Below are 18,262 nucleotides of genomic sequence, written 5' to 3' on the forward strand. Positions count from 1 at the left end.
TTCATAAACTTATGTAATATTAGAGCTTCAACCCCTTATTAATTTGTTGAAGCTCTAATAATTATAAAAAGAATAGCCAAGAGGGCTATATAATACTTTTTTTCATTTCAAAGACAATATCCTTGATACATACATTTGGTGACAAATTCAACAAATAGCGAATTGTATTCAAAATATCGTCAGGTTGTACCATCTCATCATCCATAAATGGCGTTCCGGCTTGTTTTGCCATATCGGTATTTACCCAACCGGGACATAAAGAAGTCACGCGTATTCCTAATGGAGCTAATTCTCGATACAAGGATTCTGCCAAGCCTAAAAAAGCAAACTTTGTTGAGCCATAAATTCCACCATTAGGAAAACCATATTTGGCAGCACGAGATACAATATTAAATATATATCCACTTGCCTGCTTTTTCATGATATTTGTTATTGTTTTCAAGATACCATATTGTGCAATAACATTTATTTCCATTATCTTTCTGTACTCATCAATCGCTTCACTCAAAGAGCCGTCCATAAACATGGCAGCAGCATTGACTAATATATCTATTTTGCCAAAACTCTCATTGATTTTCCTGATTTCAGAATCCACCTTTATATTGTCCGTTATATCCATTGGCAATATAATAGGCTCATGATTTTCTTGTGTATGTGATTGTAGAATTTCATCACGGACTTTCTCTAATTTTTTTATATTACGAGCTATTAATACAACTTGAAAACCGTCATGAGCCAATCCTTTTGCAATAACAGCACCAATGCCTTGACTTGCACCTGTAATGATTGCTAATCCTTTATTTTCCATATTCTTTACTTTTAGAATTTGTACTGATTTATAGTCGGCAAATTAACGAAGAACAAAGAAAAAAAGCCTTGAAGTGATTCAAGACTTTCTATTTAATAGTATTTTTTTTCGAATGTGGCTGATAGTTTCCGGTGTAACTTGTAAAAAAGAAGCGATTTCTTTTAAAGTTATGTAATTTTGAATATTAGAACATCTGTTTACTAAATCAAGATATAATTCTTCTGTTTTCTTGCAATATGAATCCAATAAACGTTTATAAATCACAGAGTACGACCGTTCAGCAAGAATACAGCGAATGTATAACGTTTCCATATTTGTGTTGAAAAACTGTTTTGCAATAGGATAAGTAACGTAGTAAATCTCGGAATCACAGAGGGCTTCTATTGTTACGGGAGAGGGTTGGGTGGGATTTATCCATGTATCCAAGCTGCCAACAAATTCATGAGGAAAGGCATAACCTACTATATGTTCATCACCTTTGTCATCAACGCACGTGTATCGGAATGCACCGCTTTTAATGTATGCACCTTTACTGTTTATCTTTCCCTGCATGGAAAATAACTCTTTTTTCTTTAGAATTTTATATGTTCCATGTTCTAACAGAAAGTCTTTTAGTAAACCCAATGAAGGATGTTGAGCATATTGTAAATTGAAATCTTCCATGTGCTTTACCTATGTATTTATTGTATATGCAAAGATAATCTTTTCATTTCTAATTTGTTGGTTTTGGAAACCAAGTTGTTGATTCTCTGCTTTATTTTCGTATTTTTGCATCTAAATAGGAATACAATGGATATAAGTCAGAACTATATAGAAGCTGTAAAAGCCATAAAGGAAGCTATCTTACGTAGCCAGTACCGTGCCGCTGCGTCAGTGAATAAAGAACAGCTCTCTTTATATTATGGTATTGGGAGGTATGTTTCGGAAAACTCTCGTAAAGGTTTTTGGGGTAAAGGTGCGATAGAGCAGATTTCTTCGATGTTGCAAAAGGAGCTTCCGGGATTAAGAGGATTTTCAGCGACCAGCATAAGGAATATGCGTATATTTTATGAAGAATGGAACAAGGTTTTAAATCATCAGCCAGCGGCGGATGATTTGGTGCTGAATGAAAAGTTGTTGTTGGTGACAATTCATCAGCCAGTGGCGGATGAATTTAACTGGACAGATTTCCTGTCAATCGGTTTCAGCCATCATACGGAAATTATAGCAAAAGCTAAGGAACTGGATGCGAGGCTGTTCTATATACATGAATGTGCTATTCGATATTGGAATAAATATACTTTAAGGGATTATTTGAAGGCTGACCTTTACCATCATCGGGGAGCGTTACCCAACAATTTTGCCCAAACACTGCCCGATACGAAACAGGCAATCAAAGCTATCTGTTCTTTCAAAGATGATTACTTGTTAGACTTTATCAATATAGAAGAACTGGATGAACAGGAAGAGGACATAAACGAACGTGTCATAGAGAAAGCTATTGTCGCCAACGTAAAGAAGTTCATCATGACCTTTGGGCAGGATTTCAGTTTTATAGGCAATCAATACCGCATTGAGGTAGCAGGAGAGGAAATGTTCATTGATTTATTGTTTTTCAATCGGGAACTTAATTCTTTGGTCGCTGTTGAATTGAAGTCCGGGAAATTCCGAAGCTCCTATTTAGGGCAACTGAACACTTACCTTTCCGCATTGGATTCATACGTGAGAAAGCCGCACGAGAATCCCTCTATCGGAATCATCCTTTGCCGGGAAATGAATCAAACCTTTGTAGAATTTGCGGTACGTGATTACAATAAGCCAATGGGTGTTGCCACTTACCGAGCTTCCGAAGAAATGCCGGAACGACTTCGCAAGGCATTACCGGATATTGATGAATTGAAAAAGTTGTTATAGAAAACAAGTTTAGTTCGTTCTTTTGTCTATATATCCAAAACAAACTAAACCAACTTCTATAGACAGCAAAATATATATATGCTGGCGAAAAGAAAAACAGTATTCTTCTTTTCGCCAGTTTTACTTTTATGGTCAGAGGGCTTTTGTTACCTTTGCATAAGAAGCCCACCGCTAAGCGAATTTCTTCGTTTTTTTGTTACTATTTTGTTACCCACTGTTAGTAATAGGTGGCTCTTCTTTTGATAATCAGGTTTGTATGCTGTTGTGTATATAATATGTGGCAAAATATTATTAACAGTTGGCAGTTATGGAAAAAAAGAAAAGCAAGGGATTGAAGCTCTGCCTTACTGCTGATAGTTCCCTACTGTAGAACTATTATTTTTTGCTTGATGAAACTTTAGTTCCATCGTCTTGAAACCGGAGTTTCCTCTGCTTGAAACTTTAGTTTCTTCAGCTTGGCACTAAAGTTTCTACGGCTTGAAACTATTGGTTTCAATGCTTTGGAACTATAGTTTCATCGCATGGAAACCAACTAAACTAAGGTATTCTTTGATTTATCCTTTCAAGGAGCAATATATGATAGTAGCAGGATGTGATAACAAAGCGTGACGGCATTGTGACAGCACACTTTACTGTCACAATGCTGTCACACTTTGCTGTCACCTTTTTATTGGTTTATAATCAGTGCGTTATTTAGCTTTTGGTGACAGATGACAGCAATTTTGGGTGTTTAAATTCTTATGTAGAAGCGCGTCCAAAGTAATCTTCGATATTCGTTTTTGTCTGTAGATTAAGTGATATATTGCAAAAATATTGCAGATTCGTTATATGTAATGTCGTTTATTTCATGCCTGCCACTCTGTTAAAGGTTAAAAAAGGACATAATTTCCGATTTTCGGGACACTATATCTATCTTTGCTGCCAATTTTAAAATCGGAAAAATGAAGATTACGAAGAGAAAAATAGCTTGGGGCGTCGTTCTCCTGATATTGATTGTCGGTGGTGTCATTTGTAAGAAACGCTGGAATGTTTGGTTTTACAATATTCCTGAAATACGCTATGGGCTGACGGAAGAACCTCAGCGGGTATTTCTGACATTCGGAAATGACGGTGAGCTATCCCGCAATGTAAGTTGGATGTGCGGAGGCGTTTCTAAACAAGCGAAGCTGGAATATACCAAGATCGGTTCCGGTGATACGCTGCTCATCAACGGATCTTCCAAATTTCTTCGTACACTGGGCGGGTTCGGTTATGCCAATTGGGCGAAGTTTAAAGATCTTTCTTATGGAGATTCCTACTCTTACAGGGTATGGAATGACGATCGCTCTTCTGATTGGTATTCGTTTACCATGCAACCCGATTCGACTGACCATTTTTCTTTTGTATTTATAGGTGATGTGCAGGATACTTTGCGTGGAAAGACACGTGATTTTATGGAAAACGTACGCCATCGATATCCCCAGGTTGACTTTTACATGTTTGCCGGTGATTTTGCCGAACGTCCGATGAACTGTTATTGGGACGAGGCCTATCAAAGTGTAGATTCCATTGCGCCCACCAAACCGATGTTAGTTTCTCCGGGAAATCATGAATATGTGAAAGGCCTGGTACGTGTTCTGGAAAAACGTTTTGCTTATGTCTTTTCTTATCTGCTCGAATCAAGATACAAGAATAATAATGTGTATTCTATCGATTACAATGATGCCACCATTATTACACTGGATAGTAACCGTGACCCTTGGTTCCTTTTCTCTCAGCGCGAATGGCTGGAGAAAACGTTGAAAGCTTCGAAAAAGAAATGGAAAATAGTCATGCTCCATCATCCGGTATACTCCATTAAAGGTAAAATGAACAACCTTCCGGTGCGTTGGATGTTCGACGGGCTGTTCCGCGAATATGGGGTCGATCTGGTGCTTCAGGGACATGAACATAATTATGCCCGTATGACTAATAAAAATGATGAGGGCGAAATGACTACCCCGCTGTATCTGGTGAGCCATGCTTCTCCGAAGAGTTACCGTCTGGCTTTCAATGATAAGTATGATCGTTTTGGGACAAACCGCCGTTTCTACCAACATATCGACGTGACAGGAGATACCCTCCGGATGCAGGCATTTTTGGAGAATGACTCATTGTATGATGACGTCCGGATCGTGAAGAATGCTTCCGGTATTCAAGTCATTGACAATGCGCAAGATATACCGGAAATACTCGAAAAGCCCGTAGGGTTGAGGGGAAAGAAAGCTGAAGATTTCGAACGGAATGCGGCGAAGTGGCGGAACCGTTCCTCAGTAAAGTAAATACTTCTGCCTCATGTCCTGGTAAGTCTGCAACTCTTTTTGCCAATTGTCGCAGATTTCCTTTTCCGATTTTCCTTGAAGGATTGCTTTCCGTACAGAATCTGTTCCCATCAGTAAATCAAACCACCGGGGACGGGAGAAGAAAGCTGCACCTTCGCCGGATAAACGATAGAAACGCAGGAGGTAACGGAGCGTGAATCCGTTTACATCTGTTACGTTCCGCAAATCTTCGCCGTAGCAGGCAACTCCTTTGTGCATCGGATTCTTATCGAATCCGGGCAGAGAACGTGGAGTGAAGACGAAATCGCCATACTTTTTGTCAGGTGCGCCCAATACCTGAAAAGGAAATGTTGTTCCGCGTCCTACACTGATACGTGTTGCCTCGAAAGGGCAAAGCGAAGCATACAGGCGGATGGATTGTGCATCGGGCAAGTTGGGAGACGGTTTCACGGGAAGTACGTAAGGCTGTCCATGTTGCCATCCTTTTATGGGAATCACGGTTAGCGGGCAAGTCTTTGTCTGGGTAGTCATCCATCTTTCTCCGTTAATCATTTGTGCCAGTTCCCCGATGGTACAACCGTGAAGGACCGGCAAAGGTAGCATTCCGACAAAACTTTTATACCCCGCTTTCAATACAGGACCTTCTACGTAGTCGCAGGGATTGGGACGGTCTAGTACAATCATTTCTTTTTTATTTTCCGCACAGGCTTCCATTACATAATACATTGTACTGATATAGGTATAAAAACGCGCACCTACGTCCTGAATATCGAACACGATGACATCGATATCCTTTAGTTGGGCGGCGGTTGGTTTCTTGTTATTCCCGTAGAGTGAGACGATAGGTATTCCCGTGCGGCTGTCTTTTCCGTCTTTTACAGTTTCACCGGCATCCGCGTTGCCGCGAAAGCCATGCTCCGGTGCAAAAACTTTCACTATATTGATCTTTTGTTTTAATAAAGTATCCAGCAGATGAACGTGTTCCGTGCCAACGATGGAAGTGTGGTTTACGACCATTCCTACACGTTTTCCTTTGATTAGCGGCAGGTACTGGTCCATGCGTTCGGCGCCCGTAATTACTTTTCCGCTGGCGTATGTCGAGCAAAGTATTATGAACAGAGAGAAAAGAATGAAGGAACTTCTGGCTTGCATATCAGTAAATTTTTGTAATATTGCACAAAAATATCATTTCTCGGTCAGGGAACAAGTAATAACTAGTGAAAAATATGAATCCAATTGAAATTATCGACAAATTTTATCCGCAAGAGACGGAACAACGGCACATTCTACTTATACATAGCCTTTCTGTTGCTCAAAAAGCTTTGAAGATCGTAGATGCTCATCCCAATTTACCTATCAACCGCAGTTTTGTCAGAGAAGCCGCGCTTCTGCACGACATCGGAATCTTTCTGACCGATGCTCCTACAATCCAATGTTTTGGAGAACATCCTTATATTGCCCACGGCTATTTGGGAGCAGATCTTTTGCGAAAAGAAGGTTTTGAACGTCATGCACTGGTTTGCGAACGCCATACCGGAGCCGGATTATCACTGGAAGAAATCATAGAACGACAGCTGCCTCTTCCTCATCGTGAAATGCTGCCCGTCACTCTGGAAGAGCAAATAATCTGTTTTGCCGATAAATTCTTTTCCAAAACTCATCTTGATGAAGAAAAGACAGTGGAAAAAGCCCGAAAAAGTATTGCAAAATATGGTGAAGAAGGGCTAAACCGTTTCGATGGGTGGTGTTCTTTATTTTTATAGCACTAAAAAATAATTAAATAACAGAGATTCTCACGCATTATTGATGAAGATTGTGTACTTTTGCCACTTCAAGCGTAAAACTATTAGTTAATGGCGCCATTGAGAGCAAAAATAATTATATCATTCATATTGCTGATTGTCTTGCTGATGCTTCCTGATGAGGCTACGTCTCAGCGTCGAAGAAGAGGGATGATTGCCTCCAACACTGCACAAACGGATTCCCTTAACGGGAACGATTCGTTGAGAGCGGATACAGTTGTGGTACGCGTCGACTCTGTAGCACCGACAAAGAAACAACCGCTCGATGCACCGGTTATTTATGAATCTAACGACTCCACCACTTTCACGTTGGGAGGTGCCGCTACGCTTTATGGTAGCGGCAAAGTTAACTACCAGAATATCGAACTGGCAGCGGAAGTGATTTCCATGAATCTGGACAGTAGTACGGTACATGCCTATGGTATTAAAGATACGACAGGAACAATAAAAGGTAAACCTGTCTTTAAAGAAGGCGAAACAGCATACGACACAGAGACTATCAGTTATAACTTCAAGAGTAAAAAAGCGGGAATCACGGATATCATCACCCAACAGGGCGAAGGTTATGTGACCGGTAGCAGAGCCAAGAAGGGAGCAAATGATGAAATCTTTATGGAGCACGGTCGTTACACGACTTGTGACCATCATGACCATCCTCACTTCTACATGCAGCTGACAAGGGCCAAAGTGCGTCCCAAAAAGAATGTAGTAACAGGTCCTGCGTACCTTGTGGTGGAAGATGTTCCTCTGCCGCTGGCTGTGCCTTTTTTCTTCTTCCCTTTTTCCAGCAGTTATTCTTCAGGCTTCATTATGCCGACCTATATGGATGACTCCAGCCGTGGTTTCGGTCTGGCAGAAGGAGGGTATTACTTTGCTATGAGCGACATCATGGACTTGAAACTCACAGGAGATATATTCACGAAAGGTTCATGGCGGCTCTCCGGATTGACAAATTACAATAAGAGGTATAAATATTCCGGTACCTTGCAGGCGGATTATCAGGTGACTAAAACCGGAGACAAAGGAATGCCGGATTATACAGTTGCCAAAGACTTCAAGGTGGTGTGGAACCACCGGCAGGATGCTAAGGCAAGTCCGAACAGTACTTTCTCCGCCAGTGTAAATTTCTCGACCAGTAGTTATGAACGGTCTAACATCAACAACCTTTACAACTCTCAGTTGTTGACTCAGAATACAAAGACTTCAAGTATCAGCTATTCCCGCAGTTTCCCCGATATTGGTCTGACCTTGTCCGGAACTACCAATATTGCGCAGACTATGCGTGACTCTTCTATCGCCGTGACGCTCCCCGACCTTAATATTACGTTGAGCCGTCTTTTCCCTTTCAAGCGTAAGAAGGCTGCCGGAGCCGAGCGTTGGTATGAAAAGATTTCCATCAGCTATACGGGACGTCTGACAAACAGTATCAGAACAAAAGATGACCGTTTGTTCAAGACCGGAATCAGCGGATGGGAAAATGCGATGAATCATAATATTCCTATCAGTGCTACTTTCACGCTGTTCAAGTATTTGCAGGTTTCTCCTTCGGTCAACTATACAGAGCGGTGGTATACCCGTAAGATGAACCAGACATATAATATGGAAGAACATAAGCTGGACCCTAATCTGAATGATACTATTAATGGTTTCTATCGGGTGTCCAACTATTCTGCCAGTATCAGTTTGAGTACGAAACTGTATGGTATGTACAAGCCTCTTTTCATGAAGAAGAAAGAGATACAGATCCGTCACGTTGTTACTCCACAAGTAAGTCTTAGCGGAGCTCCCGGATTCAGCAAGTATTGGGAGGAATACACAGATTATAACGGCAATACACAATACTATTCTCCTTTTACCGGACAGCCTTTTGGAGTTCCTTCACGTGAAGGTTCGGGAACGGTTAGCTTCTCTCTGTCCAACAATCTGGAAATGAAGTATTATGATGCCAAGAAGGATACGCTCAAAAAGGTCAGTCTGATTGATGATTTGAGCGCAAATATGTCCTATAATATGGCAGCGAAAGAAAGACCTTGGAGTGATTTGAGTTTGAATATCCGTATGAAGCTGACCAAGAACTATACTTTCAATATGAACGCTTCATTCGCTACTTATGCTTATGCTTTCGATAAGAACGGTAATGTAGTGACCAGTAATCGTACTGAATGGTCTTATGGACGTTTCGGACGTTTCCAGGGATATGGTTCTTCTTTTAACTATACTTTTAATAATGATACCTGGAAGAAGTGGTTTGGTCCGAAGGAAGACGCTGAACAGGATAAAAACAAGAAGGACTCGGAAGACGGAGACGGTGAGGATTCTGAAGGTACGGAAGATGGAACTACCATCAAGAAGGTGGAGAAGGCACAGGCCGACCCGGATGGTTATCAGGTATTCAAGATGCCTTGGTCTTTAAGTTTCAGTTATTCGTTCAATATTCGTGAAGACAGAACGAAGCCTATCAATCGCTATTCCATGCGTTATCCGTTTACTTATACCCACAATATTAATATGAATGGAAATGTGAAGATTTCCAACAACTGGTCGCTTTCATTCAATTCGGGTTACGACTTCCAGGCAAAAGAGATTACGCAGACTTCTTGTACGATTTCGCGTGACTTGCACTGCTTTAACCTTTCTGCCAGTCTTTCGCCATTCGGACGTTGGAAATACTACAATGTTACCATTCGTGCCAATGCAAGTATTCTTCAGGACTTGAAGTATGAGCAGAGAAGCCAGACGCAAAGTAATATTCAGTGGTATTAATAAATGGAATGAAGAATCGGGAATAAGCCCCGGTAGGACTAAAATATAAAAATGGCTGCATGATCTTTGGGGTGATGCAGCCATTTTCTTTATGTCTTGATTCTGATTGATCAGATGATGATTACCATACAATTTCCGTTTCTCCGTTTGCCTTCAGATAATCGTTTGCCCGGCTGAAATGTTTGTTGCCGAAGAAACCATTATAGGCAGAGAGGGGAGAAGGGTGGGCGGAGCTGAGTACCAGATGCTTGTTGCGGTCGATAAAGGCTCCTTTGCGTTGGGCATAAGCTCCCCACAAGATAAACACAAGATGTTCTCTTTCTTCTGCCAGCGCACGAATGGCTGCATCTGTAAAGGCTTCCCATCCGCGGTTTTGGTGAGAGCCTGCCTGATGAGCGCGTACGGTCAGAGTCGCGTTGAGCAGCAATACTCCTTGTTCGGCCCAGCGAGTCAGGTTTCCGGTAGCGGGAGCGTCTGTGCCTATGTCCGCCTTTATCTCTTTGAATATGTTTACCAGAGAAGGAGGGAAAGGAACTCCGTCATTGACTGAGAAACAAAGTCCGTGTGCCTGGCCTGGCCCGTGGTAAGGGTCTTGTCCGATGATTACTACCTTCACTTTGTCGAAAGGACAGAGGTTGAAGGCATTGAAAATCAGCTTTCCCGGAGGAAAAATCTGATACTGGCTATATTCACTTTTAACGAATTCTGTCAGTGTGCGAAAGTAGTCTTTTTCAAATTCCGGCTGTAAGTGTGTTTTCCAGCTTTCTTCTATTTGTACATTCATAGCAATTATATAAGGTGTATATCAAGTTCCTCACATTCTTTGCGCATATCTTCCGGCCAGATGCTGGCTTGTATTTCTCCGATATGAGCTTTGCGAAGGTAGAACATACACAAACGGGATTGTCCGATACCGCCACCGATAGATAGGGGAAGTGTATCATCCATCAGTCGTTTGTGGAAATAAAGTTTCAGTCTCTCTTCTTCGTTTTCTTCTTTGAGCTGACGTTGCAGAGCTTCTCTGTCTACACGAACACCCATGGAAGATAATTCGATGGAACGTTGCAGTACATCGTCCCAAAGCAAAAGGTCACCGTTGAGCCCCGGCAAGTTATTCAGCCCATTCGATGTATAATCATCGTAGTCCGGTGCACGTCCGTCATGCTTTTTGCCATCACTCAGTTTGCAGCCGATACCGATGATAAACACGGCACCGTATTTCTGGCAGATGGCATGCTCACGGCATTTGGGTTCAAGGTTCGGATAAAGCTGGCGCAATTCTTCCGAATGGATGAAATGTAACTTCTGTGGCAGACAGGGTTTGATCTGAGGATACATTTCGTATACCATGTATTCTGTGCGGATCATGGCTGCGTAGATACGGTTTACGATCTCTTTCAGGAATTCTACGTTTCTGTCTTCGTTGGTGATGACGCGTTCCCAGTCCCATTGGTCTACATAGAGCGAGTGAAGGTTTCCGAGTTCTTCGTCAGAACGGATGGCGTTCATGTCGGTGTAGATACCGTATCCCGGTTCGATATTGTAATCGGCGAGGGTTAATCTTTTCCATTTTGCTAATGAATGAACGACTTCTGCTTGTGCGTCACCTAAATCCTTGATCGGGAATGAAACAGGACGTTCTATACCATTCAAATCGTCATTGATACCCATGCCTTTCAATACGAAAAGCGGGGCTGTTACGCGTCTGAGGCGCAATTCTGATGACAGGTTTAACTGGAAGAACTCTTTTATTTGTTTGATTCCCAACTCTGTTTGTTTTAAGTCGAGTAACGGTTTATAGTTCTTTGGTTTTATCAAGTAACTCATAGGATTGTTGATTGTTAATTGTCGGCAAAGATAGGAATAATATTAATATCTGTATTGGATATTCTCTAAAAGATTGTCAAATTGATAAACTATATGCTATAAAGCATTTCAAAATAACAGAAGGTCAAGGAGTGCCGGTGACTTAAGAACTATAAAAAAAGATGAATCATTAGGAAGATGAGAAGATTTTTTATACTTTTGTCATCGCATTTAGGAAATGGCCCCGTAGCTTAGTGAATAGAGCGTCAGATTCCGGTTCTGAAGGTCGTGCGTTTGAATCGCACCGGGGTCACATGGAAATCCCTTGATAATCAGCTATTATCAAGGGATTTTTGTATCTATATACCTTCTTCTTAGCTTCTTGATACTTGTAGTCCCTTGTCAGAAAGTGTCATTTCAACAAAGCGTGCACGCGGGTTAGGGGCGTGCTCGGTCAGTATCCGGCGGATATGTCCTGCTGCTTGCGGATCTTTAGCTACCATATATAAGTAACCGCCACCGCCTGCACCGGGTAATTTATATCCTAATGTATAATCTTTAATTTGTTCGATAATGGCTGCTACCGCCGGTGGATTCGTACCCGAGTCCAATGCTTGATTTTGTATCCAGCTTTTGCCGATGAGATTGCCGAAAGTGTTGAAATTACCACGTAAAATAGCCTCGTTCATATCCATCGCATGGGCTTTCATCTCTGCCAATAAGCTAAGATGCATTCCGGAGTTAAGGAACATAGAGCTGACTATTTCAGCCAGAATTCCTTTTGCTGTACGGGTGATACCTGTATAGTAAAGCAGGTGGCAGTCCCGGTATTCCGGTTGCACAAAGAGTTGGTCGGGCAACCAACGAACCAATGGATGCTGTCCAAAGCCGGATTCGGACTGTAACAGTTTTACACCGGGAAATACACCGCCGTATTGATCTTGCCATCCGCCGCCGGTGGTAAGCAATTGCTCCAATACCAGTGTATAATTGCAGATATCGTTCTTGTCCCATGCCAGTCCGCAGAAGTCATTGATAGCTCCGAGTACGGTAGATGAAAGGATAGAACTGGTGCCTAGTCCCGAACCTGCCGGTATTGCGGCTAATAAGGTGATTTCAAGTCCTGAGCCGAAAGCTTTCAGGTGCTCTTCCAGTGATGCGTAAGATTCCGCTGCGAATAACGGAGCGAATCCTGCCAAGGTAAGTGCTGCCTTTGGAATGGAGAAAGGTGAACCGACTTTTTTGTAATCCTGTAGTTCCTCGTAGCTTCTGATAACTTCCATGGCTCCCATATCAATAGAACGAAGTACGATATGGAATTCCGGACATGGCTTGACGTATACTTGCAGCGGAGGCTGTCCGTTCAGTTCAATGGCCAGATTGACTACACTTCCTCCTGAGTAGAGAGAGTAAGGAGGAGTGTCTGTCCATCCTCCTGCAACATCAATGCGCACCGGGCTTCGGGCCCATACTATCTGATCTGAGTAAACATTGAGTTTCGGATGGTTCGTTTTTCCGGCAACGGCTTCCAGTAGCCCGTCACGGAGTAGTTGGAAGGCAGCTTGTTCTTCTTCCTTGTAGTTGTCATTGCCTTGCAGTTTCATGATGCGTGCCCGGAGCATCCGGTTATGTATACGCAGCATGGGGGCGGAATCTTCCTTCAAGATAGCAGGAACATCCAGGTTGAACCGGATAAATTCATTGGCAGCATCCTGCAAATCAAGTTGATAGAATACACTCTTTTCGTAATTGGCGGACAAGCCTTTCCAGTTATCTTTGCGGAAGGCATTGCGCTGTGCATAAAGGCGTTCCAGATTAGCCTGTGCCGATATCTCGTCAGCAGAAAGTTTTTCAGCTTTCAGCCATAGCTCTTTTCCTTCTTTTAATTGTGGTTCGGATATCATCCAGCGTACTACTATGCCAAGTTCTTCGACAGAAGTCATTACGGGGAAAATAGAGGCTGCTTGCAGGTCATCTGTACGTCCTTTTATTTCTTCCCGGCTGATTCCTCTTTCTCGCATCCAATGTGTGAAAGACATTCCCAGATAGGTCGTTGAATCGTTGCTTAACGCCCCTTTGAATACATCGTCCAGTCCATAAGGACGTGCGACAAAACCTGTTTCTCCCATGGGAACGATATCGATGCAGATTCCGTCCGGCACACCTATATTCCAGTGATTTTCGGGAACCCCTGTGATAATCTGGCGGGAACCTAATTTCCATCCTTTTCCTACGTGGCTGTTTTCGATCCATAAATTGGCATTTTCCGCAGACAGCTCCACCTTTGTAAGTGAGTTCTGGATAAAGATGGCAGGGTTCGGTTTTACTTTCCGGTGCATGATACGTCTTTGGTCACGGACTTTATCCTGTATGGCCAGCGTAGAGGAAATCAGTTCCCGGCTTGTTCCGAAATGATAAAACTCTCCTCCGGGTAAAGGCAGGATAGCTACCGATAATTTATTTACTTCGTCGTCTGCCGTTTTAGGATGTTCTCCCAGTGCCAGACCGTAATCTGAATATAAGTCGTAGTAACTGATATCATTCGTACCTTCTTTCAATGACCGTTTCATCAATACCTCCACGGCACGGTCACTTAATATCCAGATGCCGATGTCCATCAGGAAAAGATGGGTCTTGGACAATCCTTCCAATTCTTCCAGCGAAGGTTTTTGCAGCATGAAGTCAAGTACTTCCGGTTTCTTGCGATCCGATACGAATACACCGTGGTGAGTAGCTAATGAAGGATTCACCCATAAGCCATAACATACGACATCTACATTCGGTATGTCTTGCAATGGTTTCTCCGAACGGATATATACATCTCCGCTGGCTATCAGTGTATTCAAGCCTTCCGGAGCTTGTTTCATGAGTCTTTCGTACAGAGGAAGTTGTAATGACAGTAGATTCTGCCCCAGCTTTTGTCCTCTCTCCCAACTGAAAACAGGTATCGGAGTCAATATTTTACCCGAAGGAGCATAGCCGGGCAAACGGCGGCTCTGTCCTCCTGCATGCAACAGGATTCTTTTCTCGCTTCCAATCCATTTGCTGAAACTATCTTCCGGTGCAAAGGCTTGATGGCAGGCCTGCAATAACCAGGTTGTTCCACCACCGGAACCTAACTTACTGCCTACGGGGTCTGATGTACAAAACCAGTCGGTATGATTTACTCCTTCCAGTTGATGGAAACTGTGAATCAGGTTGGGAGGTAAAGATAATAACTTTTGCATAATAGAATCGGTGTTTATTTGTTTATAAAAGAATCGTATCCCAACTATCGCAGAGTGCCTGCATAGAAGGGAACAACAGATCGGCTCCTGCATCCAGCAATACTTGCCCGTCCAGAGGGCCTGTATTTACCGCGATTGTGAAGATGCCTGCCTTATGTCCTGCTTCCACACCCAATGGTGCGTTTTCTATCACTACTGCTTCGTCCGCTTTCAGGTCCCCTTTTTTAAGGGCCATCAGATAAGGTTCCGGATGAGGCTTACCGTATTTTACGTCAAAAGCGGTAACCATCAGTTCCTTGTGAAACATACCGGGAAAGTTGTGTTCCAAACGTTCCAGCAATGAAAGCTGTCCCGAACCGGTGACTACCATGGACGTTAGTCCTTCGCTTTTTATTTTCTGCAAGAGTTCCCACGCACCGGGCATACGCTCTGCTTCCGGGTAAGAATTGAACAGGATGCTTTTTTCTTTATATATACTTTCTATTTCTTCTTGTGTGGCTTCTTTGCCCAGTTCGCGTTGAAATACAATGTTGATAGTCGATGCTCCCGTTCGTCCTTCGTGCATATAAGCTTCTTCCCGGCTCAGATTCAGGCCGTGAGTTTTCATTACTTGATGCCAGGCTTCGGAGTGGTAGGGCATGGAATTAAAAAGTACGCCGTCCATATCGAACAGGACGGCCTTCAGTTTCTTTTTCATAATTGGGGTTAGATGGAATCTGTTTGATATTTATTCTTTTTTCAGCAGATCTTTCAGTTCAGACACGGTGATTACCACATCGTGCTGACCTTCCGATTGTTTGCCGATATATCTGTAAACTATGTTTCTATTACAATTCACGCAGCATTTGATGAAGAGTTGGGTGGGAAGATCCGTCTGATTGGCTAAGGTGCCTACAATCCCTTCTTTCACTTCTTTGGCATTGGCTTTGATCTGGCTCATTTCACACAAATCTTCATCGACACGGCAGATATATATCACCGATTCATCGCTGAGTTCAATCTTTTCGATGACTACTTCTTCACTTGCCTTCATCGGGAATTGCAGGTTTGCCATCTGTATCTGTGATTCCAGTTTTGCCAGATCACTTTCAGAAGCATTGACATCTGCATTGAGAATGTTTTTGATTTCATCTGTTGTCAGTTCGCAAACTACCTGCTCTCCTGAATCTTTTCCTATATATATCATCTGCAGACCTGCTTTGCACTTAACAACAAGGTCCAGCAATGTTTTTACTTCTTTTGTCGGATTCTGGAACATGATTTTCATCGAAGTCTTCATGCTTTCCGGATTTTTCTGCAATGCTTTGATGTTGGCAGTCTCTTCATTCAAGTGGAAGGTGTATACTACGTTTTCTCCGTCGTAAACGATGCTGGTGATTTTGCCGGCCTCTCCCATGTCCATCGGACATTGCTTGTTGGCTACTTCAATGGCAGCTTTAAGTTTGACTTCCTGGCAACCGGTAGTTAACACAATCAGTAATGACAAACTGATAAACAACATCGCTGCATTCGATCTTCTTATTAATTTTTCCATTGTTCTTTATATTTAGAATTTAAGATAAAGAGAGATATACGAAGCAAAGATAGTCATAAAAAATGAGAGATATGGCAGAATGGGGGAGATAGTTGTTGGTTAGGATTTTAGATGATTCATCGTATGATAATTTGTCGTTTAGAAGATAATATGTATTTTTGTAGCATGATAAAACGAGTCGATAGCATGAAAAAAAGAGTATTGTTTCTGCTGCCATTGTTTCTAGGTGCTTGTTCGGATAGCGGAGAAAGCCCTGTTATCACGATAGAAAAGCTATATGTGAAAGTAGATCAGGGCGATGGAGAAACCAGTCGCGAAGACTATGCGAACCGAATGAGCGAATTGCCTGCTTTGAAAGTAGGAGATAAGGTGGACGCATTTTTGTCTTTGGATGGGAACGGAGCTGAACTGAAAGCTTTCCAGCTTCAGAATGGTGAAGAGATGAAGACTGAACTCCGTTATGAAAAAACGGAAGTTACTACCGAAGGAAATCTGACAGACGAAGAAAAAGGACAGTTACGCTTTAAAGATGGCGTGACAAAGACTAAGGTGCTGGTTCATGCCACTATTGAGCATGTAGATAAGAATGGTGACGTACAATTATCTTTTTATCTGTCTTCAAAAGCGGAGTGTGAAGGAGCGCAGGAAGTGATTGACTTAAGAACAGAAGTAAAGGAGGAAAAATAAACCCCGAAAAGGAGTGAATCACTTTTACGTTACGAAGGAAATATAATAAAAGAAGCGATCTCGGAGAGGTCGCTTCTTTTATTATATGATTTAGGATATTACAGTCTTGCCTGGATAGCTTTTGACTCTTCTTCGTATCCCGGTTTGTTCAGCAAAGCAAACATATTTTTCTTGTATGCTTCCACGCCCGGTTGGTTGAACGGATTCACGCCCAGCAGATAACCGCTGATACCGCATGCCTTTTCGAAGAAATACAGCAGGCCGCCGATATTATATTCGCTCAGTTCCGGAAGAACGATGCGCATATTGGGTACACCGCCGTCTACGTGAGCCAGTTGAGTTCCCAGTTCTGCCATCTTGTTCACTTCGTCTACCCGTTTGCCTGCCAGGAAGTTCAGGCCGTCGAGGTTAGCTTCGTCAGATGGAACTTCCAGTTTGTGGTTCACCTTATCTACAGAGATAACTGTTTCGAAGATAGAACGTTCACCTTCCTGAATCCACTGTCCCATAGAGTGGAGGTCAGTAGAGAAGTCTACGGCTGCAGGGAAGATACCTTTGTTATCTTTCCCTTCAGATTCTCCGTACAGTTGCTTCCACCATTCGCTTACATAGTGCAGTTTCGGGCAGAAGTTGACAAGGATTTCAATTTTCTTGCCGTTTCTGTACAGCTCGTTACGGGTAGCAGCATAGATGGCAGCAGGGTTTTCGGCAAACGGAACGTCAGAGTCGCATGCTTTTTCCATATCTGCAGCACCGGCAACCAGTTTGTTGATATCGAATCCTGCCACTGCAATCGGCAGTAAACCAACCGGAGTCAATACAGAAAAACGTCCGCCTACGTTGTCCGGAATGATAAAGGTTTTGTATCCTTCCTTGTCGGCAGTAACGCGTGCGGCACCTTTCCTGGCGTCTGTGATGGCAACGATTACTTTTTTGGCAGTTTCTTTACCGCGCTGGTCTTCACATTGTTTTTTCAACAGGCGGAAAGCAAGCGCCGTTTCGGTGGTAGTTCCTGATTTGGAAATATTGATAACACCGAATTTCTTGTCTTTCAGATATTCAGTAAGTTCGTACAGATAGTCTTCGCTGATGTTGTGTCCTGCGTAGATCATAACAGGAGCAGTTTTCTTTTCCTGCAGCCAAGTGAAGCTGTTGGACAGCGCTTCGATTACAGCACGTGCGCCCAGATAGCTACCACCGATACCTGCAACGATCACTACTTCACAGTTGTCTCTCAATACTTTTGCAGTAGCGTTCAGGTCAGCCAGATGTTCGTCGCTGATAGAAGAGGGAAGGTGCAACCATCCTAAGAAGTCGTTTCCTTTTCCTGTTCCTTTTTCCAGCATTTCCTGTGCGGCTTTTACCTCGGCTTCATAAGCAGAAACCTTCTCTTTGGAAATGAATCCAAATGTTTTTTCAATGTTCAAGCTAATCATATCTAT

The 18,262-nt window shown here is 42.7% G+C and carries 14 protein-coding genes and 1 tRNA gene; 6 read left to right on the plus strand and 9 right to left on the minus strand.

The window, feature by feature from the left end:
• Window positions 1-85 precede the first annotated feature (85 nt).
• Together BLW31_RS21045 and BLW31_RS21050 are read right to left on the minus strand one after the other, a co-directional pair.
• The gene (locus tag BLW31_RS21045) at window positions 86-808 is read right to left on the minus strand and encodes an SDR family oxidoreductase (protein ID WP_010539373.1); all 723 of its coding nucleotides are present in this window, start codon (window positions 806-808) and stop codon (window positions 86-88) included.
• Between the two features lie 78 nt (window positions 809-886).
• A complete protein-coding gene (locus tag BLW31_RS21050; protein ID WP_010539372.1) occupies window positions 887-1,471 on the minus strand; it encodes a Crp/Fnr family transcriptional regulator in 585 nt (194 codons plus the stop codon).
• A 126-nt stretch (window positions 1,472-1,597) separates the two neighbouring features.
• Here BLW31_RS21050 and BLW31_RS21055 point away from each other — a divergent pair, with 126 nt between their 5' ends.
• Together BLW31_RS21055 and BLW31_RS21060 are read left to right on the plus strand one after the other, a co-directional pair.
• Window positions 1,598-2,701 (plus strand): PDDEXK nuclease domain-containing protein, encoded by a 1,104-nt coding sequence (locus tag BLW31_RS21055; protein WP_010539371.1) that lies wholly within the window; start codon window positions 1,598-1,600, stop codon window positions 2,699-2,701.
• 941 nt (window positions 2,702-3,642) lie between these two features.
• Complete coding sequence (locus tag BLW31_RS21060; protein ID WP_010539370.1) at window positions 3,643-5,001, plus strand: purple acid phosphatase family protein; 1,359 nt, start codon at window positions 3,643-3,645, stop codon at window positions 4,999-5,001.
• On the opposite strand, the gene BLW31_RS21065 is transcribed toward BLW31_RS21060, so the two are convergent.
• The gene (locus BLW31_RS21065) at window positions 4,990-6,153 is read right to left on the minus strand and encodes an exo-beta-N-acetylmuramidase NamZ family protein (protein ID WP_010539369.1); all 1,164 of its coding nucleotides are present in this window, start codon (window positions 6,151-6,153) and stop codon (window positions 4,990-4,992) included. The genes BLW31_RS21060 and BLW31_RS21065 overlap by 12 nt on opposite strands.
• A 74-nt stretch (window positions 6,154-6,227) precedes the next feature.
• Here BLW31_RS21065 and BLW31_RS21070 point away from each other — a divergent pair, with 74 nt between their 5' ends.
• Window positions 6,228-6,764 (plus strand): HD domain-containing protein, encoded by a 537-nt coding sequence (locus BLW31_RS21070; protein WP_010539368.1) that lies wholly within the window; start codon window positions 6,228-6,230, stop codon window positions 6,762-6,764.
• 90 nt (window positions 6,765-6,854) lie between these two features.
• Complete coding sequence (locus BLW31_RS21075; RefSeq protein ID WP_022302019.1) at window positions 6,855-9,566, plus strand: putative LPS assembly protein LptD; 2,712 nt, start codon at window positions 6,855-6,857, stop codon at window positions 9,564-9,566.
• Window positions 9,567-9,687: 121 nt separating this feature from the next.
• Here BLW31_RS21075 and ung read toward each other — a convergent pair whose 3' ends face one another.
• Together ung and asnA are read right to left on the minus strand one after the other, a co-directional pair.
• Window positions 9,688-10,350 carry a uracil-DNA glycosylase gene (gene ung / locus BLW31_RS21080; RefSeq protein ID WP_010539366.1) on the minus strand — a complete coding sequence of 221 codons (663 nt, stop codon included), beginning with the start codon at window positions 10,348-10,350 and terminating at the stop codon, window positions 9,688-9,690.
• A 5-nt stretch (window positions 10,351-10,355) separates the two neighbouring features.
• On the minus strand, window positions 10,356-11,393 hold the full coding sequence (gene asnA, locus BLW31_RS21085; RefSeq protein ID WP_010539365.1) for an aspartate--ammonia ligase: 1,038 nt from the start codon (window positions 11,391-11,393) through the stop codon (window positions 10,356-10,358).
• A 219-nt stretch (window positions 11,394-11,612) separates the two neighbouring features.
• Between asnA and BLW31_RS21090 the strand changes: the two genes are divergently transcribed.
• Window positions 11,613-11,685 (plus strand) — tRNA-Arg (locus tag BLW31_RS21090).
• Window positions 11,686-11,746: 61 nt separating this feature from the next.
• Here the strand turns inward: BLW31_RS21090 and BLW31_RS21095 are convergent.
• From BLW31_RS21095 to BLW31_RS21105, 3 genes are read right to left on the minus strand one after another with little or no spacing between them, the layout of a single operon-like run.
• On the minus strand, window positions 11,747-14,692 hold the full coding sequence (locus BLW31_RS21095; RefSeq protein ID WP_074759666.1) for a bifunctional fucokinase/fucose-1-phosphate guanylyltransferase: 2,946 nt from the start codon (window positions 14,690-14,692) through the stop codon (window positions 11,747-11,749).
• Window positions 14,622-15,296 (minus strand): inorganic diphosphatase, encoded by a 675-nt coding sequence (locus BLW31_RS21100; protein WP_010539363.1) that lies wholly within the window; start codon window positions 15,294-15,296, stop codon window positions 14,622-14,624. The genes BLW31_RS21095 and BLW31_RS21100 overlap by 71 nt, the downstream gene beginning before the upstream one ends.
• 30 nt (window positions 15,297-15,326) lie before the next feature.
• The gene (locus BLW31_RS21105; protein ID WP_010539362.1) at window positions 15,327-16,133 is read right to left on the minus strand and encodes a hypothetical protein; all 807 of its coding nucleotides are present in this window, start codon (window positions 16,131-16,133) and stop codon (window positions 15,327-15,329) included.
• A gap of 186 nt (window positions 16,134-16,319) precedes the next feature.
• On the opposite strand from BLW31_RS21105, the gene BLW31_RS21110 reads away from it, so the two are divergent.
• The gene (locus BLW31_RS21110; protein WP_010539361.1) at window positions 16,320-16,820 is read left to right on the plus strand and encodes a DUF5035 domain-containing protein; all 501 of its coding nucleotides are present in this window, start codon (window positions 16,320-16,322) and stop codon (window positions 16,818-16,820) included.
• Window positions 16,821-16,918: 98 nt separating this feature from the next.
• On the opposite strand, the gene BLW31_RS21115 is transcribed toward BLW31_RS21110, so the two are convergent.
• On the minus strand, window positions 16,919-18,256 hold the full coding sequence (locus tag BLW31_RS21115) for a glucose-6-phosphate isomerase (protein WP_010539360.1): 1,338 nt from the start codon (window positions 18,254-18,256) through the stop codon (window positions 16,919-16,921).
• Between the last annotated feature and the right edge of the window lie 6 nt (window positions 18,257-18,262).

Source organism: Bacteroides faecis MAJ27 (genome assembly GCF_900106755.1).
GTDB classification, from domain to species: domain Bacteria; phylum Bacteroidota; class Bacteroidia; order Bacteroidales; family Bacteroidaceae; genus Bacteroides; species Bacteroides faecis.